The following is a 25,678-nucleotide window of genomic DNA, read 5'->3' as shown; positions in this document are numbered from 1 at the left end:
CCGGAAAAGCACATGCCGCAAGGCGGGATTGACGGTTGCGGCGCGGTCAGGCATTTGGTATATTTGAAGTTTGAATAGTGGAGAAACAATGGCACATCTGGCTCATCCCTGGCACGATATTCACCCCGGCGATAACATAGTGGAGTCATTTCTTGGTATCATAGAGATCCCCAAAGGCAGCAAGAACAAGTACGAACTGGACAAGAAAAGCGGCTTGCTGATGGCCGATCGCGTCCTCTATAGTTCAGTCCATTATCCGGCCAATTACGGTTTCATCCCGCGGACATTCTGCGACGACGGCGATCCTCTCGATATCCTGGTGCTTTGCCAGGAAGAACTGCACCCGCTCTGCCTGGTCGAGTGCAAAGCGATCGGTATGATGTCGATGCGCGACGAAAAAGGGCAGGACGACAAGATCATTGCTGTCCACGCCAATGACCCCGCCTGGAACACATACGAAGATATCTCGGCTATTCCACGGCACACGGTCAAGGAGCTTCGGCGGTTCTTTGAGGACTACAAGACGCTCGAGCACAAGGAAGTGATTGTCGACACCCTACGGGGGCGGATCGATGCCAACAACGCGATCCGGGACGCCATGAAGATGTATCGGGATCACGAGGATGAGATCAAAAGGAAGTATGCATGATGGCTGAGAAAAAGGCGACGCCCCCAACGGCGCCATCGCTGGTCGGAGAGAAGATCTACCTTCGGGCAGCCACGGCTGATGATATTGCCAACACGCACCATTGGTTCCTTCTGAGCGAACCGCAAACGCAGACGTGCCGTCCGGTCGTCGTCTATTCGGCAGCTGAAGCATCTGAAAATTTCAAGAAGGATGAGCGCACGCCGTTTCGCCAGCAGTTCATGGTGATTCGCACGGCGGACAACGTGCCGGTTGGGAGGGTTTCGTATTTCGACCTGAACCCGCTGAACCGCTCGGCGGAGCTGGGGCTGCTGGTCGACCCGGAGGAACGGCGCAAGGGGTTTGGCCGTGAGGCGATCCGTATCCTCAGTCGCTATCTGTTTCGATATCGCGGTTTGAACAAGGTGTATGCTCAGACTTCACAGCCGAATATCGCTGCCTGCAAGCTTCTGGAGGCCGCGGGCTTCAGACGAGACGGAACCCTTCGGCATCACTACTTCATCAACAACGAGTTCCACGACGGCTACCTGTATTCGCTGCTTTTGTTCGAGTTCGATGGATGAAGTGCCTCCGCTGGTGGGATCGGCCTGTTAATCTTTCGGCATTCCCCGCCTGTCTAATCTCAAGAGTAATGGAACGAGTGCCCCGGGCCGGGAACACTTGTCGGGATCAGGGTTTACAAATGGATGACGGCCCGTGGCGAGCTGTTTGGGAAAGATGATATGAGATCACGAAAACTACTTTTGATAGCTGGGGCAGTGGTGGTAGCCGGAGTTGGCGGCTGGTACTTGTTCGGCCGAAGCACCCAGGCCAGGACCAGTTACAGTTTCGGCAAAGTTGACCGTGGCGAAGTGGCGATCACCATCAGCGCGACGGGAACGCTCAACGCGGTTACCACCGTGCAAGTTGGCACCCAGGTTTCCGGAACAATCGCCAAATTGTATGCGGATTTTAACTCGCAGGTGAAGGAAGGGGACCTTCTGGCGCAATTGGACCCGACTAACCTTCAGGCAACAGTCAACGAGCAGAAGGCCAATGTCGAGCGAGCACAGGCATCATTCAACGAGGCAGAACGGAATATCAAGCGGATGAACTCGCTGTTTGATAAGGGGATGATCTCCCAGGCGGACATCGATGCCGCGACAACATCGCTCGAATCGGCCAAGGCAGGTATGAAACAGGCGGAAGCTACGCTCGATCGCGCACAGGTGAATCTCCGCTATGCGACGATTAAAGCGCCGATCAGTGGAGTCGTGATCTCCAGAGACGTCGATGTCGGACAGACTGTCGCAGCGAGTCTCTCGGCCCCCACTATCTTCACCATAGCTAACGACTTACGGCAAATGCAGGTCGAGGCGAGCGTTGACGAGGCAGACATCGGCAGTGTCAAAGACGGGCAACGTGTTACTTTCCGTGTGGACGCCTATCCCGATCAGGTTTTCGATGGGACAGTCAGCCAAGTTCGTCTCGCTCCGATCATAAGCCAGAACGTTGTTACATACAACGTCATCATTGACGTGGCCAATCCGGAGCTCAAACTGATGCCGGGCATGACAGCGACGGTCACCATCGAAGTTGCCAAAGCGGAGAATGCCCTGCGGCTGCCGGTGCAGGCACTCAAGTTCAGTCCGTCGTCCGACGTACTCGCCATGATCGCGGAAGCTCGTAAGGTAGCGCTGGATCGCCCGCCGCAACAGCCCGGCGCCGTTGCCAGCACCAGCGATGTTCAAGACAGCACCTCTATGCGCTCGCAACCGCACCGGGGTGGCCGGGGTGGCTGGGGACAAGCCGGCGATTCCACGCAAGCCGGAACGAGAGTCTGGACAATGGAAAATGGCTTGCCCAGACCGGTTCGCATTGCCAAGGGAATACAAAACAGTAGGTATGTCGTTATCGAGCAATCCCGACTCCAGGAAGGGGATTCCGTGATCGTGGGTGCATCGACAACCTCAGGGCAGGCCACGACCACTCAAACGCAGAACCCGTTCATGCCTCGATTCCCCGGCGGAGGGAGACGATAGCATGCGATTCGAGCAGACTTTCAATATCGCGCTCGACTCACTTCTCCGGCACAAGACCAGGGCGCTGCTGACGATGCTCGGCATCATCATCGGCGTCGGGGCTGTTATCGCAATGGTGGCAATTGGCAAGGGGGCCTCGAGCGCCGTGGAATCACAGATCGCCAGTCTGGGCACAAACGTCCTGATGATATTTCCATCTTCCATGATGCCCGGTGGCGTGAGCACTGGGGCCGGCGCGGGAGTCAATCTTGATCTCGCGGACCTGCAGGCGCTTCGAGATGAGGCACCGGCAATTGCCATGGTGAGTCCATCCTGTCGCACGAATCGTCAGGTAGTTGCTGGCAATCTCAACTGGTTCACTTCAATTCAAGGCGGGAACGCAGATTTTCTCAAGATTCGCGACTGGAAGGTAGCCTCGGGAGACGCTTTCACGGAGCAGGATGACCGTGGCGGCACAAAAGTATGTTTGCTTGGCCAGACGGTCATCGATAATCTCTTTCCGGGACAGAGTCCGGTGGGCCAGACGATCCGGATCGGCAAGCTTCCGTTCTTGGTCATCGGGACATTGACGCCAAAGGGACAGACCGCGATGGGCCAGGATCAGGATGATCTGATTATCGCTCCGTTTTCCACCGTTCAACGCAAGGTCATGGGGATCGAGCACGTCAGCATGGCGGTGGTATCGGCGGTGAGCAAAGCTCAGATCGACGACGCACAGAAGCAGATCAAGCAGATTCTCCGTCAGCGCCATCGGCTGCAGGACTGGCAGGAAGATGACTTCACCATCCGTTCGCAGTCCGATATCGCCAGCATGGCAACATCTACTTCGAAAACCATGACCACACTTCTCGGCGCCATCGCCTCCGTTTCTTTGCTGGTTGGGGGCATTGGGATCATGAACATCATGTTGGTCTCTGCGACCGAGCGTACACGCGAGATCGGGGTACGCAAATCACTCGGTGCACGACGCAGAGATATTCTCCAGCAATTCCTTGTAGAGGCAATTCTCCTGAGTATTGTGGGCGGTGTTATCGGCATAGGGCTTGGTGTAGGAGTCACCAGTTTGATCGCCAAGTTCGCCGGCTGGCCTACAAAAGTATCGCCTGAAACAGTCGCCATGGCGTTCGCTTTCTCAGCAGCGGTGGGAATGTTTTTCGGCTTCTATCCGGCCCGCAAGGCCTCGTCTTTGGACCCCATCGAAGCACTCCGCTATGAGTGATACCTCCGCAGGTACCGGCAGATTACTGGCTGGCCTGCGCCGCACCTTCCGCTCGCTCAGGCACCGCAATTTCCGCCTCTTCTTTATTGGGCAAACGATCTCGCTGATCGGCACCTGGATGCAGCAGGTGGCGATGAGCTGGCTGGTGTATCGACTCACTGATTCGGCTTTTCTGCTTGGCGCGGTCAGCTTCCTGGGCTTCTTCCCTTCTCTTGTCATCGCGCCGTTTGCAGGGGTGCTGGCGGACCGATGGAACCGCTACCGCCTGATGTACGCCATTCAGGTTACCGCCATGCTCCAGGCGCTGACACTGGCGGCGCTGGTCCTGACCGGTACTGTGGCTGTATGGCACGTGATGATGCTCAGCTCTTTGCTCGGTCTGGCTAACGCGTTCGACATCCCCGTCAGACAAGCATTCATGTCCGACATGCTGAACGATAAGGATGACCTGAGCAACGCTATTGCACTCAATTCGTCGATGGTGAACAGCTCCCGGTTAATCGGACCGTCGCTGGCCGGGATCCTAATTGCCGCCTTTGGCGAGGGGATCTGTTTTCTGGCCAACGGGCTTAGTTATATCGCAGTGCTTGCGGCGCTGCTTGCCATGCGTCTGCCGGTAACCATGACGCCAAAACGCGAGCGGGAAACCGTCTGGGACGGACTACGTGAGGGGGCGCGATATGTCTACGGCTTTCCGCCGATCCGGTCCATTCTGCTGTTGCTGTCGCTGGTGAGTCTCGTCGGTCTCCCCTATACCGTGCTCATGCCGATCTTTGCCAAAGATATTCTTGGTGGTGGTCCGCACACACTGGGCTTCCTGATGTCTGCGCCTGGGATCGGCGCCCTGACAGGCGCCATTTTCCTGGCGGCGCGCAAGAACGTCCGCGGACTGGGACGCATCATACCGCTCAGCGCCGCCATCTTCGGAAGTGGACTGATCCTCTTCTCGCTCTCACGGATGTTCTGGCTCTCACTCGTCATCTTGTTCTTCACCGGCTTTGGCATGATCGTGCAGATGGCCGCCAGCAATACGATGCTCCAGACGATATCCGACGATGACAAGCGAGGGCGAGTAATGAGCTTCTACACCGTTGCGTTTCGGGGCATCCTGCCATTTGGCAGTCTGATGGCCGGCACGATGGCCAGTTCGATGGGGGCTCCCTATACGGTCGGGATCGGTGGCGCGTTCTGCATCATCGGCGCGGCGCTGTTCGCACGGCAATTGCCTGCCCTGCGGAAATACATTCGTCCGGTTTATCTGAAAAAGGGGATAATCTCAGAATTGCCGACCAACGGTTCGTAGGCCATTCTCGACGGCAAGGCAATTATCCGGCCGGTGGCAGCGGCGGAGTTGCCGGCGGCGGCCCGGCGCTCGCAGATGTTTCCACTGATGGCGTGTCCCCTTTGACGGAATGGCTGCGCAAAGCACTCACCTGAGCATTGAGCTTCTCAAGCTCCTGGCGCGCCCGCATGGCGAAATCCTTGTCGGTCGAGGCGTACAACACCGAGCGCGAGACATTGATGACCGCGGGTTTACGGAACTGCTCCGTGCCGAGCGTGGCAGCTTCCTCAAGCGACCCTCCCTGTGCCCCCACTCCGGGGATCAACAGCGGCATGTCAGCCGCAACGACACGTATCTCTTTGAGTTGATCCGGATGTGTTGCCCCCACCACCAGACCGCAATTCTGCTCTTTGTTCCAGTAGTGAACCTTCTCGGCCACGATCTTGTACAGCGGTTTGCCGTCGATTTCGATGAGCTGAAAGTCTTTTGACCCGGTGTTGGACGTAAGGCAAAGGATGAATACCCCTTTGTCCTTATGTTCCAGAAACGGTCTGATTGAGTCATATCCCATGTACGGGCTCAGTGTCACCCAATCGGCTCGAAATTTCCCATACATCGCCTCGGCATAATAACCGGCGGTATTGCCGATATCACCGCGCTTGCCATCCATGATGACCGGGATATCATCGGGGATCCGCTCACGAATCAGTTTCAGAAGCGACAATCCCTCCGGGCCAAGCGCCTCATAAAACGCCAGATTGGGCTTGTAGGCGCAGACCTGATCCGACGTCGCATCGATTATTCGATGCGCAAAGTCGAACATCCCTTTCATGGTGTTCGCGTACTCCTGGGGCATTTTCTTGGGATCCAGGTCCAGTCCCAGACAGATCATGCTGCGGTTCTTCTGTTGTATTTTCTGGAGATCCTTGACTATAGACATCAGTATTTCCTCACCTTGCCCACCAGGTCCGCGACGGTCGGCAGATGTTTACGTTTCATATATTCCTTGAGACCGGTAATGATCTTAAGCGGGGCGTCCGGCTCCACGAACAGAGCCGTCCCGATCTGTACGGCCATAGCGCCGACCAGCATGAACTCGACCACATCGTCGGCATTCGAAATGCCTCCGATCCCGATAATGGGCAGCCGGCAATTGCTGTGCACCAGGTCAACCATCACCAGCGCGATCGGCTTGATCGCCGGACCGGTGAGGCCTCCCCGGTTGTTGGTCAACCGTGGACGCCAAGTCTCTACATCGATCGAGGTGCCAAACGCCGAGTTCATGATCGCGAACGCATCGGCTCCCCCTTGTTCCGCGGCTTTCGCAATGGCGACGATGTCCGTCACATTGGGGCCAAGCTTCGCAATCACCGGTCGCGGGAACACTTTCTTAACCTCGGCCACCGATCTCTCTGTCATGACCGGATCAGCGCCAAACTCAATCCCTCCCTTGTCGACATTCGGACAACTGATATTAAGCTCGATCATGTCCACACGCGGGCAGTCGGCCAGGCGGGCCGAAACTTCGACATATTCCTGGAGTGTCGAGCCGGCGACGTTGACGATGATCTTCGTGTTCTGCTTTTCCAGGAACGGGATCTTGTCCCGCACGAACGCATCGATCCCCACATTGGCCAATCCGATAGCGTTCAGCATGCCGGAGGCGGTCTCGGCCGTGCGCGGCGGCGGATGTCCCAGGCGCGGTTTGAGCGTGATGGATTTGGTGACGAGTGCCCCCAGCTTCGACAACGGATAACACGCAGCCAGCTCTTCCCCGTATCCGCAGCAGCCCGACGCCGTCATGATCGGATTGGTGAATTCGACACCCGCAATGGTAACACGAAGGTCCGGCGTCACAGTTTCACCTCTCCGATATTGAACACCGGGCCGTCGCAGCAAACCCTGGCGTAGCCGCCGACCGTCAGCGGGACGACACATCCCAAACAGACGCCTATCCCGCACGGCATTGGAGCCTCAAGGGAAAGTTGGCCCGGTATGTCGGACCGCAAACCGATCTGGTCGGCAGCCTTCAGCATAGGCTCGGGTCCGCAAGCGTATATTCGAAGCTTCTCGCCCTGGTGCTCGTGAACAAATCGCTCAACCGGCGCCGTCACCATTCCATCTCCACCATACGAACCATCATCCGTAAATGGATGGAAGTTGACGCCGAGCTTCTTGATGCGTGCTCGCTCCACCAGGTCGGTCGAGGACCTCCCTCCGTAAAAGAACTCTATCCGCCGGGCATCGAGTCCCTTGCGGATGAGATCGGCTGCAAGATACAAGAGCGGCGGAAACCCCACTCCTCCCGCCACGATCAGAACACGTTCGTTCTTCTTCGGCGCGCTGAACGGCACTCCCAGAGGACCCAGGATATCGACTGTGTCGCCGCGAGTGTACTTGGACAGAATCGTCGTCCCGCGGCCGAAAATCTTGAAAATGATTTCAATTTCGCCTTTGCGAGTGTCGATGCCAGCCACCGACATGGCGCGACGGAAGTAGATCTCCGATCCCGGCATCCGCACGTGCAGGAAACTGCCGGGGCGGCACTCTCCGGCCCTCGAATACGGACCGAAAGTCATCGAATAATAGTTGTTCTTGAGATCGCGGACTTTTCGTACGAGCGTGCGCTCACAGGTTGGTCGAATCATCGTGCATAATCCGGCTTTTTGACCAGGTACTTGTACACATACCAGCTTCCAGTCGGGTCTCGCTTGGAGATGTCCTCGTCAACTGTCTTCTGGGACACCTGGCGTTGGACATCGTCCAGGTTGAAGATCATCGAACTGATCGTTTCACCGGCCCGATTGTCCAACTCATCGCTGCCGGACGGTACCTTGAGCACATAATCAACAACCTTGCCCGAAAAATCAAGCTTGATCTGGAAATAGAGATAGAACTCATTCTGCGACAGATTGTACGCGGATGGCGGATACTCGAATTCGACCAGCGTCTCTCTCGGCTTCACGTCAATGATGATCAGTGGCTCGCCGTTTGGACCGCGATAGACAGCCTGGAGCGGGTCGATGTACCCGCTGCCGGTATCCGGTGGCGCCGCGGCAAAACCGGTGTCGGGGCCGGGCTGAAGCGTGTCGAGTAAGGTATCTTGCTGACGCACCAAGTCCTGACGCTTCTGACCCGCTTTCTCCCGAGGCAACCGCTTCGAGGCCTCCGCCCCCCACGAGGTCGCTGCAAACGAGTCCGCTATCTCGCGATACGCCACAAGCAGCGATGAATCGCCAGGCGCTCGATAGTTCTCCTTGATCCAGACAAGACTGAACCGTGCCTGCAAATGATATTTGGACTCCGGGAAGCTGTCTACCACCATCTGGTAGTTGGCCCGGGCGGAATCATAGTTGTCATGATCGATCAGGAAATCCTCAGCCCGGCGAAGATACCATTCGGCGTACCCGGTGTCGGCGGCGCTTCCCTGCAAGCCGAGAAATTCCAACGCCACAGGAATGTAATCGGACCGCGGGTAATGCTGGATAACCGCGCGGACAAGTGAGTCGGCCCGGATCGTGTCCTCGGCATAGTCGCGATACATTTGTGACAGCGCGATCATGGCCTTGGGGGCAATGTAGGCGTGCGGGTACGTGGACAGAAGCTGCTCCAACTCAGAGATCGCCGAATCCGGTTTGTTGAGCTGAAACCAGTAGAGCTCCGCAAGGAGATACTGCGTACGGGCACGCGAATCGATCTGTTCCTGAGAGACATTGGAATCGGGTGTGATCCTGACCAGGAAGGTGTCAAGTTTGCTGATATCCGAGGAGCGCTGCAGCGCCTCGCGCCCTTCTTCGGTTGCAGCATTGGCCCCGACCGCTTTGTCATAGAATCGCTTGGCCGACTCCAGGTCATCGTAATCGTACTGATACAACAGCCCCAGGCGATAGTAGGCTTTCGATGCCCACTGATTGTTCGTCGCCGTGGTGGCAACGGTGGAATAGGTCCCTTCAGCTAATGCCAGATCACCATCGGCCTCGTATCCCTCCGCGACATCCAGCTGAAGCACCCCCAGCGAATCGAAATAGAGCGGATCTTTGATCAGTTGGTTGAGATAATCAAGTCCGGTCTTGATCCGCTGCAGGCGATAGGAACAAAGCGCCGCACGGTGTAAGGCATGGTATTTCTCGGCTTTGGTCGGATCCATGCCAAGCAGCTGCAAATACGCACCGACCGCATCCTGAAACCGAAACTGAATATACTGGCCGTCGGCAATGTACTTCTGTGCAATTTTCTTTTGCTCCTGATTCCCCAGTGAGTCGCGGACCGCCTGAAAATACCCCTGGGCCGTCTCGTAGTCCTTGTCCTCGTAATGGTACACTCCCAAAGCCATCGCCGCCTCGGCCTTGATCTCCCGGCTGTAATCGGACCGGAACAACTCATCGAAGAGCGTCATCGCCTCCCCCATCTCCTCCAGTTCAAGTTTCGACTTGGCCAGGTACAGGTTTGATTCCTTGATGAACTTGGAGTTTGGGTAATTGGCCAGGAGTTCACGAAAGCGCCGTTCCGCCCGGGTGTACTGCTTAGTCCAGTAATATGAAACCCCCAACACGTAGAGAGCATCATCATACCATTTGGAATTGGCGTGGTACTCGACCACTTTCAGTGACTTATCGATTGCCTTCTTGTAGTCCGCCTGGTTCACCTGCCCGGATTTCTTGCGTTGCTTCTCGGCGTTGTTGAACGCGCTGTGCGCGTTGTAGAATGTGTTGTAATAGACACAACCGCCGATCACCCAAGCGGCGAATATCGGAATCAGGATTGACAGTAGTGATTGTTTGCGAAACAACTTCACCTGGTGGGTCAGCCTTTGCTCTTATACAGCCATAGTGAAATGGAAGTTGACTCGGTTCACGCCACCGGCTTCGCTTCCCGGAGCAGATTCATCAGGGCCGGCAATGCCTGGCCCGCCGGCTGCTGAATCGCATAATCGGCCAGCTCGCTGAGCGGTGTCGGCTCAGGGTTGATCTCGACAAGTACGGCGCCATGCCGCTTAGCCACCACGGGAAGTGTGGCAGCGGGATGCACCAGGGCCGAGGTACCAACCGACAAGAACAGATCCGCCTCTTCCGATCGGCGAAAAGCCAGGTCGATCACGTCTTCCGGAAGCATCTCCCCGAACCAGACGACGTCCGGCCGAATCGCGCCGCCACAGTACCGACAAGCCGGGATACGGGAAGGTTCGATCTCTTCAGTTTCCTCGAACAGGCGGCCGCACTTGGCACACTTGTTTCGATAGATATTGCCGTGCAACTCCAGCACTTCGGTCGAGCCGGCCAGCCGATGAAGGTTGTCGACGTTTTGAGTCACCAATGTGAAACTCCGGAACCATCGCGACATCTCCGCGAGAGCATAATGACCTGCGTTCGGCTCCACCTTAGCGATCAATTGGCGTCGCCAGTTGTACCATTCCCAGACGATCTTGGGATTGGCCAAAAACGCCCCCATGGTGGCCAGTTCTTCTGGACGGAACTTGCCCCATAGCCCTTCCTTGCCTCGGAAGGTTGGCACCCCCGATTCGGCCGATATGCCTGCCCCAGTAAGAACAACGCAGCGACGAGATTGCCTGATCACTCGGGCGATTTTCTTCAGCACAACACCAAGATAGCCTCGGCGAAAGCAAAAGCCAATCCAATAATTGGTTGGGGATGCTCAGATAGCGCTGACCGCCGAACGCGGAAACGCCTGTGCGAGAACCGATTGGAGCGGTCCGGCGAGCAAGCGAAGGGTGAGCTTGACCGGCTGAGTGGTCAGGTGAAGACGGTACAGGTGAACGAGCGTGGTACCCTGGTATACTTTCTCGAATCCCGCTTCAGAGAGCGACACTGTAAAGATCGGCATGTGCCAGAGTTCGGCCTGCCTGTCGGACAGAATCGCCACCGCCAGATTGCGATATTCATCGGCCATAGCCAGACCCTGTCCCTGAGGACATGTTTGGAACGTATCGAGAAATGAGTCTGATGGTCGGGCGCCATCGACGATGATATACCTGTCATGGGCGTGTCCGGCCTGAAAGGAGAAGTTGTTTTCAATCGCGAAGAGCACCTCGATAGGTCCGGAGTTCGGTGCCGACAACTCGTAACCCACGACTATCTGACCGCTGTCATAATCAAACCCGAACCTTTTCGACACTCTGATTTGAGTCGCGGTTCCATTGTGTCGAACGGTACCGTTGCGAATAAGGTCGACGACCAGCTTGCCGTCAGCAGGAAGATAGTCGTAGCGACCAGTGACAAAATCCCCGACCTCCTGGAATGTCATGCGATAGAACTGATCTGCGGTGACGTCGGCGGCAAAGAAATGATCGATAAAGCAGCGGCGAAGGTAGCGGTCCTCGATCAGAAGCTGGTCGAGCCCCGATTCCTTGGCCAACACCAGATCGTGAATCGATGAGGTGTGCTGGGATGTTTCGGCAGTGACTGCCCTGGCCAGTTTACGGTGGTACCCTTCACGACGTCGGCTCAGTGTGTCGGTCAGGTCGAAATGCTGTTTCAAGAGCGCCAGATCAGCCAATATGCCGCCCCGGCTCGGTTTGATAACCGCCGAGAATCGGGCGGTCGTACAGAGGACCTCTTCGGCGCCATCGGCGTCATAATCGCTCACGGTTATACCAGTTCGTAGCCTGCTGGTCATACGGCCAAGCTGATCTTCGGCAGCAATCATCGCCTCATAAACCGCCTGCCGAATGTGCGGCAGGTATAGGCCGCCGAATACGCCGTGCCAGTAGGGACAGTTGCATTGGGAGGCATACAGCCGATCACGCACTTCGGAAAGGCCGGCCTGGCCGCTGGGGCATTCTCGCTCAAACTCCGCGAGCATATTCGAAACTCGAACCATCCGCTTGTGCATCAGGTTCGCCTCTTCGTACTTGGCCAAGAAACTCCTCCAATGACCTCCCCGCACGAAGCGCGCATATTGAGCCAGTTTCCCCTGATCCTTGAGCCATTCCTCGAACTGCTCATATTCAACAAACGCTTTGGCCGGAAGCGCCCAATGCAGCATTTCCTCATATGAGGCGGTGGGCAAATAGACACGTCCCACGGCTGGCCGCTCGGCCGCTTCGCTCAACGTGATCATTTCGAGCCAGTCGCCATTACGTTCTAATGCCTCGAAAAACTGCTCGAGCCAGCGATCTTCATAGCAGTGCTGATATGTCTTGGGCCACACGCCGAATTTCTCGCCATCGTCGGCGTACACCGCCATGCCATCCGGACTCCGCTCAGCCTGCCGCTTGAGTTCGTCGATCACTTCCTCGACCCGGCCGAACGGAATGAGGTAGCGAAGTTTCTTCTCGATGGGCAGCGCGGTGACCGCATACCCTTCACTCTCCGTAACGAAAGGACCGCAGAGCTGCTCATGCTCAAGCCCTGCAAAGATGAAATGAGTATCATCGACCGGCAAATGGGTGACACCAGCTTTGGCCAGCAGTTTCGGCAGATGCGGCTCCCAGACCCGTTCAGTCAGCCAGAGCCCTTTCGGATTCACACCAAAATGTGACTCCAGATAGGCGTTGAGCATCGCAATCTGCCCCAGAACATCACGCTCGGGAATAGCCGGGAGGATCGGTTCATAAAACCCGCCGGTCATCAGTTCAATCTGATTGCGGCCAAGCAGGCGACTTATCTGGTCGAAATAGGCGTGGTGCTTCTGCTGCTGCCAATCCCAGAGAATGCCGGATTGATGCAGCGACAGCCGAATACCGGGGAAACGCTCGAGTAGCTTGACAAACGGAAGGTATGCGTGCCGATGCGCCTCTTCGAAAACGTGGTCGAAATTCCCGACCGGCTGATGATTGTGAATGCCGAACGCGAGTGTGAAGCGGGACATGGTCAGAAAACTTTCACCTGGAGACTGACGTATTTACGCGGATTCGTGCGGATGTCGTTGATGAGATCATCCAGATTGGCTGCCGCTTTGCGAAGATCGTCATACAGGGCACGATCCTCGAGCAGCAACCGGGCGGTACCGTCCTCGTTATCGAGCGCATCGGCAAACCGTCGAGCCGACTGCGAGAGCGTGTCCAATCGTCTCACGAAGGTCTCGAGCTCGATAGTCATGCGGTTTACCCGATTGGTCGTGGAGTCGACCAACTGCGAGTTGCGCGTCAGCATCTGATTGACGCTTCGTGACGCATCTAAGAAGTTCTGAGCGGTCTCATCCAACCTCGCCTCGTTTCGGGACATATACGACGACAGCGATTTCGATACGGACTCCAAATTGGCGACCGTGTTGTTGAACTTTTGCAGGGATGAGTCGGAGGCGATTGTCCGTTTGAACGAAAGCACCAGCGAATGCAACTCAGTGATCATGTCCCCCATTAGTCCGAGTACTTCGGGAATCCCGGTGTCGTAGAATCCCTGGGCAACCGTCGTCGTGTCATACGGCAGGCTGTCGGCGCCGGGCGTGATCGCCACAAATCGCTCACCCATAAGACCAAGGTTCTTGATGGTAATCTGCGCGTCTCGTTTCAAGTGTACGTCCTGATAAACCAGCAACTCGACCAGCACGCCGGAGGGTTCCAGCGTCAGACGGTTCACCTTTCCCTTGAGAACACCCGAAACCGTAACATTGTCCCCGACCGCCAGGCTGCCGACATCGGCAAACCGGACGTCGATATGCTGGGCATTTCGCTCCAGTTTGTACCCCTGAAGCCAGTACAGAGATGTCAGCAGGATGATCAATCCGATGAGGATGATCACGCCAACCCGAAATTCTACATTGCTTTTTGAGGCCATAATCGATTATTCCGATTATCGGTAACTCACTGTATTTTTTGAGCTTACCATAACTCCTCGGCTCCGAGGGTGGCGGCAATGGCGCAGTAGTTTTCATGGCGAAAACGACAGATTTCACCCCGCTCCACGGCCGCTTTCACCGCACATCCCGGCTCATGGATATGGCTGCACGGCTGAAACCGGCATTCCGGACCGAATGGCTCAAACTCCGGATAGTAGTGGGGAAGGTCCGCCTCGCTCAACTCCCAGAGTCCCATTACCTTGAGCCCCGGCGAATCGACCACCAGTCCACCGTTCGGCAGTGCGAACAGTTCCATTGTGGTTGTCGTGTGCTTGCCCCGGTTGGAGTACTGCGAGACCTCCCGAGTGGCAATCTCCAGACCCGGCGCCAGTTTGTTCAAAAGAGTGGATTTCCCTGCTCCAGAATGCCCGACAAACAGGGTACGATGACCGGCCAATGACTCTCCCAGGGCCTCAAGTCCTACACCCGTATGCGCTGATACTTCAACCACTAAGCAACCCATTGTCCGATAGGCAGCGACTATCTCATCGAGTTGGCCGGGCCTCCCAAGGTCAATCTTGTTGATAACGATGAGCGGCTCCAGATGCCCCATTTGTGCTGCGATAAGCAAACGATCAATTAGGCCTGTTTTCAGGGGCGGCGAAACGACCGAACTGATAGCTGCCATACGGTCGAGATTGGCCGCAATTACCTGCTGTTTCTTTTCCATCCCCTTGGACGGCCGCGAAAAGGTCGTACGGCGTGGCAGTACTTGTTCGATAGATCCGCTTTGGTTGTCAATCCGGCTGAACTGGACGTCATCTCCCACTGTCACCAGCGTGACCCCTTTGCTGCCAAACTTGATCTTCTGGCGAAGCTCACATCGAAGCCGGGCATGATCCGGAGCCAGAACTTCGAAGAACCGTCCCCGGGTCGCCACGACAATCCCTTGTTCCAGGTGACCCATCGGATCAAATGTACCGTTTCCCGCAGCTTGTATCAATAGGGCGCTGAGAAAAGTGGACGGCTCTGAAACAGACCCACCGTTCGACCGTTTAAGACCTTGATTGGGATGCAGATAATGACGTATCTTCGCATGGCCTGACACATGAAGAGTAGTTGAAATGAAAAACTTTATTACGAAAATATTCGGCACCAAGCACGAGCGGGACGTCAAAAAGCAGCTCCCCGCAGTTGCCGCGATCAATGAGTCCTACGAGACCCTCCACGATCTCACCGAGGAACAGTTCCGAGCCAAAACGGATGAGTTCAAGAAACGGCTGGCCGACGGAGAAACGGTTGCTGACCTCATGACCGAAGCGTTCGCCGTCGTCAAAGAGGCCTGCCGCCGCCAGGTCGGCCAGACCTGGAATGTGGTTGATATCCCTACCCAGTGGAACATGGTGCATTTCGATGTCCAGCTCATGGGGGGTATCGCCCTTCATGAAGGGAAGATCGCCGAAATGGCCACCGGTGAAGGCAAAACGCTGGTGGCGACATTGCCGACGTACCTGAATGCCCTGACCGAAAAGGGCGTGCATATTGTCACGGTCAACGACTACCTCGCCCGCCGCGACTCCGAGTGGATGGGGCAGATATACAAGTACCTCGGTCTGACCGTTGGCGTTATTCAGAACCATATGAACAATGAAGAACGGCGGCAGCAGTACCTCTGTGACGTCACCTTCGGCACCGCCAACGAATTCGGCTTTGATTACCTGCGCGACAACATGGCACAACGGGCCGAGGACCGCGTCCACCGCAACTACCACTATGCTATCATCGATGAAGTCGATTCGATCCTGATAGATGAAGCGCGAACTCCTTTGATTATATCCGGCCAGGTGGAGCACTCCACTGTCCACGACCGATACCGGGAAATGCGATCGGTGGTAGAACTACTGGTTCGCAAACAGACCAGCCTGGTCAACGACATGGTGGCCAAAGCGGAGAAGCTGCTTGAGGGGGGAAAATCGGACGATGAATTCGAGCTCGGCACGTTGCTTCTGGCGGCCCAACGCGGCGCCCCGAAGAACAAACGACTGCTGAAGCTTACGAAAGAAGGCTCGGTCAAGAAACTGGTTACCGATGTTGAGTCCGCCTACATGCGGGACAAGAAGCTACACGAGATCGATGACCGCCTTTATTACTACATCGATGAACGAGAACACACTATCGCCTTAACCGACCTTGGGAACCAGCAGTTCTCGAAAGAAGAACAGAAACTGTTCGAAATCCCGGATCTCTCCACCCTGCTCTCCGAGCTCGATGGCGATTCCAGCCTGACACCGGAAGAACGTCAGAAGCGAGCCGATGAGTATTATCGCGTCCACGCCGAACGCTCGGAGAAAGTGCACGCCATCAACCAGCTTCTGCGGGCCTATTCGCTGTATGAAAAAGATGTCGAGTATGTCCTGCAGGACGGCAAGGTGATGATTGTCGATGAGTTCACGGGGCGCATCCTTCCTGGTCGGCGCTATTCCGACGGCCTGCACCAGGCGATAGAGGCGAAAGAAGGGGTGCGGATTGAAGCCGAAACGCAGACACTGGCGACGATCACCCTGCAGAACTATTTCCGTATGTATGAGAAACTGGCCGGCATGACCGGTACGGCAGAAACTGAAGCGGCTGAGTTCTTCGAGATCTACAAGCTCGACGTGATGGTAATTCCGACCAACGTTCAGTGTATTCGCAACGATTACGAGGACCAGATATTCCGCACTCGCCGCGAGAAATATAATTCTATCATTGAAGAGATCACGGAAAAGCACAAAGCGGGTCAGCCGGTGCTGGTGGGGACGGTATCGGTGGAAGTTTCCGAGACTCTCTCACGCATGCTAAAACGACAGGGGATTGACCACAACGTGCTGAATGCCAAGCAGCACCAGCGCGAGGCCGAAATCGTGGCCAATGCCGGACAGCGTGGCGCGGTGACCATCGCCACCAACATGGCGGGCCGAGGCACCGATATCAAGCTGGGGCAGGGAGTGGTGGACCTTGGCGGACTACACATCGTTGGTACCGAACGACACGAGTCCCGACGGATCGACCGACAGCTGCGTGGACGGTCCGGCCGTCAGGGGGACCCGGGTTCCTCTATCTTCTTCCTGTCACTCGAGGATGATCTGATGCGCTTGTTCGGCGGCGAAAGGCTCGGCTCGATTATGGACCGGCTTGGTGTGAAGGAAGGGGAGGTCATCACGCACCGGATGGTCACCAAGGCGATTGAGCGCGCGCAGAAAAAGGTCGAAGCACAGAACTTCGCCATCCGAAAGCACACGCTGGAATACGATGACGTTATGAATGTCCAGCGCAAATGGATTTACGAACGCCGCCTGGCGGCACTGGAGCGCGAATCGATCAAGGATGAGGTAGTTGAACTGATCGAAGAGGTGCTCGATGGGTTCATCGAGGAGTACTGTCCGGAGAAGCAGTATCCCGAGAATTGGAACCTGACCGGATTCACCGATGAACTCCGCAAAGTCTACCTGCTGAACCTGCAGTTTAAGACAGAGGATATTCCCAAACTCACCCGCGAATCACTCCGGGAAAACGTCCTCAAGGCGGTCATAGCGATCTACACGCAAAAAGAGACTGCGTACGGCGACCATATTATGCGTCAGTTGGAGCGATATGCCGTGCTCTCCACAATTGACCGCCACTGGCGCGACCACCTGGCCGAAATGGACGAGCTTCGCACCGGCATTCACCTTCGCGCTTATCACGGCGGGATCGGCAAACCGATTGATATCTACAAGCGCGAGGCGTTCACTATCTTCGAGCAGATGGTCACCACCATTGACAAGGAGATCGTCAATCTCGTATTCAAATTACAGGTGAATATCCAGCAGCCGACCCGCCCGGAGTTACGCCGCCAGCCCGCGATGGTCGCAACCAAGCAAGACAGCACCGGCATGGGGTTGGCATCGGGCGTGAGCGACCCGACCGGATCACAGGAATCAAACCCGATGGCCGCCGCCTCACAGGCCGGAACACAGACCGTGCAGACAATCAAACGAACCATGCCGAAAGTGGGCCGCAACGACCCCTGTCCCTGCGGCAGCGGCAAGAAATACAAAAAGTGCCACGGCCAAGGGGAGTAGATACACCAATGACAAATGACGGTATTCCCACTGGAGTTGTGAAGAAGCCATATGTGCTATTTCAGGGGGGTATTGCATATGAGGTTGTCATATTGACTGGCCCGAGGCCGCACCCAAGCGGTAGAGATGGTGACGAATATGAGTTCCATGTTCGTCCCCTGCCATATGGTGGGAATTTGCCCTTCAGAGTGTCGATAGCGAATTCTGTCCTACCTAAGTACGATGAACCTCACAGATTCCTCTTAGTAACCCGATCGCTCTTTGGGATACTTGGAGGTCTGTCGCACGACGCAGTAGTCACTTCAGCAAACGACCGGCAGATTCTGTCATTAGGTGAAGCTGACATTGTAACAGTGCGTCAGCACCTGCTAAGATATGTCATGTCACGCTTTGAAGTGAGGCACGAGCGACCCTTTACTGTTCTTGAGTTGCTTTCTTTTCTAAAAGCTGATCCTCAAGAGATGTTCGTGCAGCTGCAGTATCTCGACAAGCACAAGTGGCTCTGCTTTAATCCCGATTTAAGGTTTAGTTCCGACAAGGTCAATTGGTATAACAATCTCACGCAACAGCTCGACTTTCAGGTTGGAGCTAAGCTGGAGATGATGACGCAGCTACCTGAATACGAGCGACATAATGCTGGTCAAACTACACAACCCAAGAAACATGCAAAGGGGGGGCCGAAATTGAATTGTGATTCAACCAAATCTGTCTTTATTGCACATGGCCGTGACAACGGTCGCTTGAATTCAGTCGCAAGGTTTGTTGAGAAGCTCGGACTGAGGGCGGTTGTCTTGAAGGAGCAAGCTAGCTCCGGGAATACGGTCATCGAAAAGTTGGAATCACACACGGATGTTACATATGGGATCATCATAATGGTGCCGGAAGATGAAGGTCGACTGAGAAGTGATTCAACGTGGCGACCTCGCGCTCGTCAGAATGTTGTGCTCGAACATGGGTACCTGATGGGAAAGCTAGGCAGAAGTAGAGTCGCCTGCCTAGTCGTTGACGACGACACATTCGACCGTCCGTCCGATGTGGGCGGCGTTCTGTACATTGCCTTTGACGATCAGGATCGATGGCAGATGGAACTCATGAAGGAGCTAAAAGCCGCCGGCCTTCCCATTGACGCCAACAAGGCTCTGTAGTCCCGGCCGACGAACTTGCCGCCCCCAACAGTTGATCGGTATTCCTCAATACTATGCACCTGCTGACAAACGAACTCCGCTTCTTCCTGCGAAGTTTGTTCGCTGCGCTCTTCATGTTCAGCCTGTTCCGGCTGCTTTTCCTTATCTTCTACCGCACCGAATTCACCGCCACGCCCGCTCTTGAAATCTACAACGGCTTTCTGTACGGCCTCCGTTTCGACGCTGCCCTGACCGCGGTTGGCTTCACCGGCATCCTAATCCTTTCGCACCTCCCGCTCATAAATCGACTGAGGTCGTTTCGCTGGCTCTGGATACTCGCGGCTCACGCCATCTTCCTCGTGTATTTCCTGCTGGCCTTTGCCGACCTGCTCTATTTCCAGTTCTCCCGTAAACGACTTGGATACGAAGCTTTCGTGTACCTGAACGCGAGTCTTCTGCCGATTATCAAAACCGCATTTCTGGCTCACTCGACAATCTTTATTCTTGGCTTTGTCGGACTGGTTTGCTTTGCGTTTGTCTCGATACACCTGATTCGCAACCAACGCTTGCTTGAGTATTCACCCATACCGACCCGCACGAGACTCGTTGTCTATTTGATCATGCTTCCTGTGCTTATCGTTATTGCGCGTGGCGGGATTCAGCGAGTGCCGCTTCGTGAGGCTGATGCTTTCATCAGCCACTACAACGCCGTCAACACCCTGACAATCAACGGCCCCTACACGGCGCTGCGGTCAATCTATCGAAGCAAGCCGATACGGTTGATGGATGCCGAAGAATCGAAGAAGATCGCGCTCGGCCTTCTGGGCATCGATCCATCACAGCAACTCGACCCCGATTACCCATTGTACCGTCGGACTCAACATGCCGACAGCGCCATCAGAAAACTGAATGTCGTGATAATCCTGATGGAAAGCTGGAGCGGAAAGTTTACTGGACCGCTTGGGGACACGCTGGGTATCACTCCGAATTTCAACCGACTTGCGAAGGATGGTCTGTTCTTCAACCGTTTCTTTTCCGCTGGATATCGTACGACGTCGGGATCGTTCTGCACACTGACCGGATATCCGGACCAAGTCGGACTGCCAATCGTCAGACTACAGGAACTTCAGGACAATTTCGCGTCGCTCAGCGTCCGACTGAAACAGCAGGGGTACACCAACATATTTGTCCACGGCGGGATTTTGGATTTCGAGAATCTTGGCAATATGCTGGAACATGAGATGTTTGATGTCATAATCGGCAACGGCCAGATGCACAGCTGCGGTGGCCAAGACAAAGCTTGGGGATACGATGACGAGTTCATCTTCGATAGAGCCATTCAGGAATTCAATGGGGCCGATGGCAAACCATTTCTCGGCTATCTCCTTTCAGTCTCAACCCATCCGCCCGGAGAAATGTCGGCCGACAGTTTTGCGGTGCTCAGCCGCAGCCAACATCCTGAAGCACGATATCTAAACGCCTATCACTACTCCGATCGGGCGCTGGGACAATTCTTCGACAGAGCCAGTAAGGAGCCCTGGTTCGACAGCACGATCTTCGTGATTACCGGCGATCACACGCACCACACCAATCTGAATATCTTCGAGAATCAGCAGATACCAATGCTTCTATATGCGCCCAAAAACATCCCTGCGGGAGTAAAGACAGTAATCGGGTCACAGACCGACATCCCGGCCACCCTTGCCGCCATGCTACGTCTCCCCTACCGCGCGGACATGGGGCGAAATCTGTTGTCGCTGGATAGCAGCGATGGATTCGCGTTCTGGATATCGGGTGAGAATCTTGGATGGATCGAGAGGGACTACATCGCAGTTATGGGGCCGGATAGCCGTCCGCCGATCATATACAACTATCGCTCGAGGAATTTCCGTACTGACCTATCGCGTACCTATCAGGCCTTTGCGGATTCCATCAGAATCAAAACTCAGGCTTACTACCAGCTCGCTACCGACCTACTGTATTCCAACCGGATTGTGCCATCAAACGTGATCGAACACTAACGCCCTTCGTTCTCAAGGAGCGCCAGCACCGCCTTGAAGTCGTCGGGCGGGTCAACCTCGCACACGAGCGGCGTGTTTGTGACCGGATGTACCAGCTCAAGCCGTCGGGCGTGCAGTGCCTGTCGTCCAATGAGCGCAAGCATCCGCTTCGCCAACGGTCGTTCAGGCGCGAACATCCCCTGAACCCACGTCTCTCTTCCGCCATATTCGGGATCCCCGAACACCGGATGCCCAAGATGAGAGAAATGTACTCGGATCTGGTGTGTCCGACCGGTCTCAAGACTGACATCGAGCAGATCGTACGAACGGAAACGCTCGCGCTGGGTGTAATGCGTAATCGCCGGGCGGCTGTTCTCATGCGTCACTGCCATCTTCGTTCGTTCAGTGGCCGAGCGGCCAATGGGGAGTTCTATCGTGCCCGAATCCTCTACCAAATGGCCGCACACCAACGCGACATAGCTTCGCTTGATCTGCCTCTGCTCCAACATCCGCTGAAGCTGGTACATGACTTTCTCCTCTTTGGCAACAAGCAACAAACCGGAGGTCTGTTTGTCGAGACGGTGAATCACTCCAGGCCGCCCCCCCTCCGCCAGCGATGGGAGCCTTCCAAACCGATGTACCAGCCCGTTTACCAGCGTATGGCTGTAATTCCCTTTGGCCGGATGGGTCACCAGCCCGGCCGGCTTGTTGACCACCGCTAGGTACGGGTCCTCATAAACTACATCAAACGGAATATCCTCCGGGCTCCAGTCGAGTTCCGGTAGCGGTGGAATAACGGCCTCGATTTTCTGCCCCGGCTTGACCCGATGATTCGACCGCACGACCTCTCCGTCGACCTTCACCTGCCCATTGCCAATCAACATCTGGGCCCTCGTGCGGGACAGTCCGAGTTCGGCAACGACGGCCAGGTATTTGTCCAGTCGTTCCCATCGCGCATCTACCGGCACCATCAATTCGATATGCCGAGTCACTTGTTCGGTCATCCTGTCGCTACACCATCGTTTTGTCTTTAAGGTTCAGATATTGCGTCAGGTGCTCAAACTGGTCGACACTCATCTGCTCGGCCCGAACGTTAGGCGGCAGATTCAATCGCTCCAAAATCGACTGCGCCTCCCCATTGGTGGCGACCAGCTCAGGCACCATGTTATTGGCAAGAAGTTTTCGCCGTTGCTTGAAGGCAGTGCGCAGTACGCGATCGAACTGTTCATAGGGTACGGACAATCCCCGCTCCTTTGGTGACAGACGTATGACCGATGAAATCACTTTCGGCGGCGGGTTGAAATGGCGAGGGGAAACATCAAAACAGTGCCGCACGTCAAATGCTAACTGCGTCATAATAGCGATCGGTGACCAGTTTTTCGAACCGGGCGACCCCCCAATGCGAAGTGCCATCTCTTTTTGAACCATCAGCACGGCCTGCATTATGTGCTTCCGATACCTGATACACCAGTCGATCACCGAAGACGTGATATTGTAGGGGATGTTCCCAAGTAAATGGAACTTTGTCAGTCCTCGTTGCAGCGGGTCGAATTTGAGGAAATCGGAATGGATAATCTCTATATTGTCCGCTCCCATCACCAGTTTCTTCAAATACGGAACCAGCTCCCGGTCGAACTCGACCGCTATGACATTGGCACCCAGCTTTGCAAGCGGAACAGTCAGAGTTCCCCTTCCCGGCCCAATCTCAACCACCGTGTCACCCGGCTTGGGAGTAAGCGTTTCCAGAATACTCGCTACGACCTTGTCGGATTTCAGGAAATGCTGCCCGAAGCGCTTTTTGGCCCGATATGGTGACATCGGTCACTCTCCGAACAGATCGACCAGGCGATACAGTTTCTGGCTGGTTCGATCAGTAATCTTTTCGACCTCGGCGATGCTGCTACCGCGCAGCTGAGCCAGCTTTTCACAGACGAGTCGCACATAGGCCGGCTTATTGATCTCACCCCGGTACGGTTCCGGCGTGAGATACGGAGCATCGGTCTCAAGCATTATTTTGTCGAGCGGGACTTCGGCGGCCACCTTTGCCATCCGCGAATTCTTGTATGTAATGACGCCTCCGACCGAGATTACAAACCCTAGGTCGAAAACCCGTTGCGCGTCCTGGATGTCACCGGGGAAACAATGAAAGACGGCACCCGGAAGCCTGGCAGCATAATGCCCGATTATCTCTACGGTCTCGGCAAACGCTTCGCGGGTATGAACGACAACCGGCTTGTGCAGCGCGACCGCCAGTTCCAGTTGCATCTGGAACGCCCGCTTCTGAACCGGTCGCGGTGACAAGTCCCGGTAATAGTCCAGGCCGATCTCTCCCACTGCAACCACTTTCCTGGTGGCAGCCAGTTGCTCCAACTCACTGATAGCCGAGTCAGAGCAGGTTGTCGCATCATGCGGGTGGATACCGACTGCGGCATAGACCGAAGGAAACCTGTCGGCCAACTCGACCGATGTGCGCGACGACGGCAGATCGGCACCGATATTTACTATCGTGTGCACTCCGACCTGGTTCGCCTCACGAACCAATTCGTCGTCGCGCCCGCCGAATTTGCTGCTGTCCAGATGGCAATGCGAATCGATCATTAACTGACTTTGGCGCCGGGAGGCAGGTCGCCATCGGGCGTGAGCAGAAACAGATTAGCTCCTGCTTTGGCTGCCAGCAGCATACCACGGGATTCCACGCCGCGAATCACCGCCGGCTTGAGATTGGTCACGACGACGATCTTCCGCCCGACCATCTTCTCCGGAGCGTAGTACTCCGCCACTCCCGCCACGATCTGGCGTTTCTCCGAACCCAAGTCGATCTGGAGTCGCAGCAGCTTGTTGGCGCCGGTCACGCGTTCGGCAGCCAGGACAGTTGCAACTCGCAGATCCGCTTTGGCGAAATCCGTGATATCTAATAAACCGGGCTCACTTGCCGCGGGTACGGAAGCGGCCGCCGCCTGTTTTGGCTGCGGCACCGAGGCGTCGGGCGCATTCAAGCGAGGAAAGACCGCCTGCTCGACCTGCACTGGTGTCCCCGGCTCCAGCACGAAGAACTGGCGGGCATTGTCAAGCGAGAGGGTGGCATCAGTGAGGCCATACGCCGTACGCAGCTCCCGCATTTTCTTCGGCATGACGGGGTAGAGCATGATCGACACGATCCGAATCACTTCGGCACAGGCATATAGAATGCCTCCTTGCCGCTCACTCTGTCCGTTTTTCGACAGTGTCCACGGGGCGGTGTCGTTGAAGAACTTGTTGGCAGCTTTGACCAGGTTCATGGCATCGGCAATCGCATTCGTCAGGCGAAAATGTTTGATATGACCATACGCGCTGGTAGGGGCCTGGTCGGCCAGCAGCATAAGCTGATCGAGCCCGTCGATATCCCGCGAGGGAGCCGGCAGTTTGCCGCCGAAATTGGTCATGATCATCTTGCCCACTCGCGACGCCAGATTCCCGAGATCGTTCGCCAGATCCGAATTGTATTGTGACACGAATCGCTTTGCTTGCACGTCACCGTCGATCCCGAACGGATACTGCGTCAGGAGCAAATACCGCGTGCCGTCCGGTCCGAACTGCGCCACCATGTCGTTCGGATCGATCATGTTCCCCAGTGATTTGGACATCTTCTCGCCGTCCACGGTGAAAAAACCGTGCAGGAATATGGCGTCGGGGAGCTTCACACCGGCGGCCATCAACATGGCGGGCCAGTACAAGCAATGGAACTTGAGGATATCCTTGGCCATCAGGTGAACCACTTCTGCCTCGTTCCACCATTTGTCGAACGTCGCCTCATCGTCACCATAACCGATCGCCGAGATATAGTTGGACAGAGCATCGACCCACACGTAGGCCACCTGGCTTTTGTCGAAGGAAAGCGGGATCCCCCACTTCACCCGTTCACGCGACAACGAGAAGTCCGGCAGGTCCTGGCCGATCAACCCAAGCACTTCACGCCGACGCTCCTCGGGAAGAATGTTAAGGTCGCCCGATTCGACCTTCGCTTTGATCCTCTCCGCAAAGGCTGTCAGGCGAAAGAAATAATTCTTCTCGCGCAGTTTCTCAGGCGGGCGCCGATGATACGGGCAAAGTCCGTCCACTAGCTCCTTTTCGGTCAGGAACTTCTCACACCCGGTGCAGTACAGCCCCTCGTAATATCCGGAATAGACCACCGCCCGACCGTCCTCGGTCTTCGCCCCCCGCATTGCATCCAGAAACTTGCTTACCGCCACCTTGTGGCGCTCGGAGGTCGTACGGATGAAATAATCGTACTTGATACCCAGGTTCTTCCAGGCAGACTTGAACGTCTCGACCGTCCGGTCGCAGAACTCCTGCTCCGAAAGCCCGACCTCGCGTGCAGCCTCGGCCACCTTCGTGCCATGCTCATCGGTGCCGGTCAGAAAGAACGCCTCCCGCCCGGCCATCCGGTGAAACCGTGCGATCATATCGGCGGCGATCGTCGTATAGGCGTGGCCGATATGCGGCTTGTCGTTGACGTAATAGATAGGTGTCGTTATGTAGAAAGGACGGGGCATGTCATGGCTCCTTAC

The 25,678-nt window shown here is 55.8% G+C and carries 20 protein-coding genes; 8 read left to right on the top strand and 12 right to left on the bottom strand.

Annotated features, from left to right (window positions below; all coding sequences use genetic code 11):
- Positions 1-88: 88 nt before the first annotated feature.
- From AB1644_11430 to AB1644_11410, 5 genes are all read left to right on the top strand, one after another.
- Positions 89-649 carry an inorganic diphosphatase gene (locus AB1644_11430; GenBank protein ID MEW6051655.1) on the top strand — a complete coding sequence of 187 codons (561 nt, stop codon included), beginning with the start codon at positions 89-91 and terminating at the stop codon, positions 647-649.
- Positions 646-1,209, top strand: a complete 564-nt coding sequence (locus tag AB1644_11425; GenBank protein ID MEW6051654.1) for a GNAT family protein — start codon at positions 646-648, stop codon at positions 1,207-1,209. The genes AB1644_11430 and AB1644_11425 overlap by 4 nt, the downstream gene beginning before the upstream one ends.
- Positions 1,210-1,368: 159 nt before the next feature.
- Entirely contained in the window at positions 1,369-2,667 is a 1,299-nt protein-coding gene (locus AB1644_11420) for an efflux RND transporter periplasmic adaptor subunit (GenBank protein MEW6051653.1), read from the top strand.
- A gap of 1 nt (position 2,668) precedes the next feature.
- The gene (locus AB1644_11415) at positions 2,669-3,886 is read left to right on the top strand and encodes an ABC transporter permease (protein ID MEW6051652.1); all 1,218 of its coding nucleotides are present in this window, start codon (positions 2,669-2,671) and stop codon (positions 3,884-3,886) included.
- The gene (locus AB1644_11410; protein ID MEW6051651.1) at positions 3,879-5,189 is read left to right on the top strand and encodes an MFS transporter; all 1,311 of its coding nucleotides are present in this window, start codon (positions 3,879-3,881) and stop codon (positions 5,187-5,189) included. Before AB1644_11415 ends, AB1644_11410 begins: the two co-directional genes overlap by 8 nt.
- A 22-nt stretch (positions 5,190-5,211) precedes the next feature.
- Here the strand turns inward: AB1644_11410 and pyrF are convergent, their stop codons facing one another.
- The 8 genes from pyrF to rsgA form a co-directional block, all read right to left on the bottom strand.
- Positions 5,212-6,108, bottom strand: coding sequence for an orotidine-5'-phosphate decarboxylase (gene pyrF / locus AB1644_11405; protein MEW6051650.1), 897 nt, complete (start codon positions 6,106-6,108; stop codon positions 5,212-5,214).
- A complete protein-coding gene (locus tag AB1644_11400; protein MEW6051649.1) occupies positions 6,108-7,025 on the bottom strand; it encodes a dihydroorotate dehydrogenase in 918 nt (305 codons plus the stop codon). Before AB1644_11400 ends, pyrF begins: the two co-directional genes overlap by 1 nt.
- Complete coding sequence (locus tag AB1644_11395) at positions 7,022-7,816, bottom strand: dihydroorotate dehydrogenase electron transfer subunit (GenBank protein ID MEW6051648.1); 795 nt, start codon at positions 7,814-7,816, stop codon at positions 7,022-7,024. Before AB1644_11395 ends, AB1644_11400 begins: the two co-directional genes overlap by 4 nt.
- Positions 7,813-9,957, bottom strand: coding sequence for a tetratricopeptide repeat protein (locus AB1644_11390; GenBank protein ID MEW6051647.1), 2,145 nt, complete (start codon positions 9,955-9,957; stop codon positions 7,813-7,815). Before AB1644_11390 ends, AB1644_11395 begins: the two co-directional genes overlap by 4 nt.
- A 62-nt stretch (positions 9,958-10,019) precedes the next feature.
- Positions 10,020-10,763, bottom strand: a complete 744-nt coding sequence (locus tag AB1644_11385) for an NAD-dependent deacylase (protein MEW6051646.1) — start codon at positions 10,761-10,763, stop codon at positions 10,020-10,022.
- A 57-nt stretch (positions 10,764-10,820) separates the two neighbouring features.
- Complete coding sequence (locus tag AB1644_11380) at positions 10,821-12,995, bottom strand: alpha-amylase/4-alpha-glucanotransferase domain-containing protein (protein ID MEW6051645.1); 2,175 nt, start codon at positions 12,993-12,995, stop codon at positions 10,821-10,823.
- A gap of 2 nt (positions 12,996-12,997) precedes the next feature.
- Complete coding sequence (locus AB1644_11375; GenBank protein MEW6051644.1) at positions 12,998-13,903, bottom strand: MlaD family protein; 906 nt, start codon at positions 13,901-13,903, stop codon at positions 12,998-13,000.
- A gap of 44 nt (positions 13,904-13,947) precedes the next feature.
- Positions 13,948-14,871 (bottom strand): ribosome small subunit-dependent GTPase A, encoded by a 924-nt coding sequence (rsgA, locus tag AB1644_11370; protein MEW6051643.1) that lies wholly within the window; start codon positions 14,869-14,871, stop codon positions 13,948-13,950.
- A gap of 157 nt (positions 14,872-15,028) precedes the next feature.
- Between rsgA and secA the strand changes: the two genes are divergently transcribed.
- From secA to AB1644_11355, 3 genes are all read left to right on the top strand, one after another.
- Positions 15,029-18,007 carry a preprotein translocase subunit SecA gene (secA, locus tag AB1644_11365; GenBank protein MEW6051642.1) on the top strand — a complete coding sequence of 993 codons (2,979 nt, stop codon included), beginning with the start codon at positions 15,029-15,031 and terminating at the stop codon, positions 18,005-18,007.
- Between the two features lie 380 nt (positions 18,008-18,387).
- Positions 18,388-19,152, top strand: coding sequence for a nucleotide-binding protein (locus AB1644_11360; protein MEW6051641.1), 765 nt, complete (start codon positions 18,388-18,390; stop codon positions 19,150-19,152).
- A gap of 53 nt (positions 19,153-19,205) precedes the next feature.
- Positions 19,206-21,152 carry a sulfatase-like hydrolase/transferase gene (locus tag AB1644_11355; protein ID MEW6051640.1) on the top strand — a complete coding sequence of 649 codons (1,947 nt, stop codon included), beginning with the start codon at positions 19,206-19,208 and terminating at the stop codon, positions 21,150-21,152.
- Here the strand turns inward: AB1644_11355 and AB1644_11350 are convergent.
- From AB1644_11350 to metG, 4 genes are read right to left on the bottom strand one after another with little or no spacing between them, the layout of a single operon-like run.
- Positions 21,149-22,135 (bottom strand): RluA family pseudouridine synthase, encoded by a 987-nt coding sequence (locus tag AB1644_11350; protein MEW6051639.1) that lies wholly within the window; start codon positions 22,133-22,135, stop codon positions 21,149-21,151. The two genes, AB1644_11355 and AB1644_11350, sit on opposite strands and share 4 nt — an antisense overlap.
- Before the next feature lie 7 nt (positions 22,136-22,142).
- A complete protein-coding gene (rsmA, locus tag AB1644_11345; protein ID MEW6051638.1) occupies positions 22,143-22,949 on the bottom strand; it encodes a 16S rRNA (adenine(1518)-N(6)/adenine(1519)-N(6))-dimethyltransferase RsmA in 807 nt (268 codons plus the stop codon).
- Positions 22,950-22,952: 3 nt separating this feature from the next.
- The gene (locus tag AB1644_11340; GenBank protein ID MEW6051637.1) at positions 22,953-23,729 is read right to left on the bottom strand and encodes a TatD family hydrolase; all 777 of its coding nucleotides are present in this window, start codon (positions 23,727-23,729) and stop codon (positions 22,953-22,955) included.
- A complete protein-coding gene (metG, locus tag AB1644_11335; protein ID MEW6051636.1) occupies positions 23,729-25,663 on the bottom strand; it encodes a methionine--tRNA ligase in 1,935 nt (644 codons plus the stop codon). The genes AB1644_11340 and metG overlap by 1 nt, the downstream gene beginning before the upstream one ends.
- Positions 25,664-25,678: the final 15 nt, after the last annotated feature.

The organism is Candidatus Zixiibacteriota bacterium, assembly GCA_040753875.1.
Classification (GTDB): domain Bacteria; phylum Zixibacteria; class MSB-5A5; order GN15; family FEB-12; genus DATKJY01.
The sequence above is the reverse complement of the archived record's forward strand: the minus strand, read 5'-3'. Positions and strand labels throughout refer to the sequence as shown.

Excerpts from the sequence above, each read along its gene's own strand:
- AB1644_11430 (MEW6051655.1), top strand. The coding sequence starts at position 89 with ATGGCACATCTGGCTCATCCCTGGCACGATATTCACCCCGGCGATAAC.
- AB1644_11425 (MEW6051654.1), top strand. The coding sequence starts at position 646 with ATGATGGCTGAGAAAAAGGCGACGCCCCCAACGGCGCCATCGCTGGTC.
- AB1644_11420 (MEW6051653.1), top strand. The coding sequence starts at position 1,369 with ATGAGATCACGAAAACTACTTTTGATAGCTGGGGCAGTGGTGGTAGCC.
- AB1644_11415 (MEW6051652.1), top strand. The coding sequence starts at position 2,669 with ATGCGATTCGAGCAGACTTTCAATATCGCGCTCGACTCACTTCTCCGG.
- AB1644_11410 (MEW6051651.1), top strand. The coding sequence starts at position 3,879 with ATGAGTGATACCTCCGCAGGTACCGGCAGATTACTGGCTGGCCTGCGC.
- pyrF (MEW6051650.1), bottom strand. The coding sequence starts at position 6,108 with ATGTCTATAGTCAAGGATCTCCAGAAAATACAACAGAAGAACCGCAGC.
- AB1644_11395 (MEW6051648.1), bottom strand. The coding sequence starts at position 7,816 with ATGATTCGACCAACCTGTGAGCGCACGCTCGTACGAAAAGTCCGCGAT.
- AB1644_11380 (MEW6051645.1), bottom strand. The coding sequence starts at position 12,995 with ATGTCCCGCTTCACACTCGCGTTCGGCATTCACAATCATCAGCCGGTC.
- AB1644_11375 (MEW6051644.1), bottom strand. The coding sequence starts at position 13,903 with ATGGCCTCAAAAAGCAATGTAGAATTTCGGGTTGGCGTGATCATCCTC.
- rsgA (MEW6051643.1), bottom strand. The coding sequence starts at position 14,871 with ATGGGTCACCTGGAACAAGGGATTGTCGTGGCGACCCGGGGACGGTTC.
- secA (MEW6051642.1), top strand. The coding sequence starts at position 15,029 with ATGAAAAACTTTATTACGAAAATATTCGGCACCAAGCACGAGCGGGAC.
- AB1644_11360 (MEW6051641.1), top strand. The coding sequence starts at position 18,388 with ATGTCACGCTTTGAAGTGAGGCACGAGCGACCCTTTACTGTTCTTGAG.
- AB1644_11355 (MEW6051640.1), top strand. The coding sequence starts at position 19,206 with ATGCACCTGCTGACAAACGAACTCCGCTTCTTCCTGCGAAGTTTGTTC.
- AB1644_11350 (MEW6051639.1), bottom strand. The coding sequence starts at position 22,135 with ATGACCGAACAAGTGACTCGGCATATCGAATTGATGGTGCCGGTAGAT.
- rsmA (MEW6051638.1), bottom strand. The coding sequence starts at position 22,949 with ATGTCACCATATCGGGCCAAAAAGCGCTTCGGGCAGCATTTCCTGAAA.
- AB1644_11340 (MEW6051637.1), bottom strand. The coding sequence starts at position 23,729 with ATGATCGATTCGCATTGCCATCTGGACAGCAGCAAATTCGGCGGGCGC.
- metG (MEW6051636.1), bottom strand. The coding sequence starts at position 25,663 with ATGCCCCGTCCTTTCTACATAACGACACCTATCTATTACGTCAACGAC.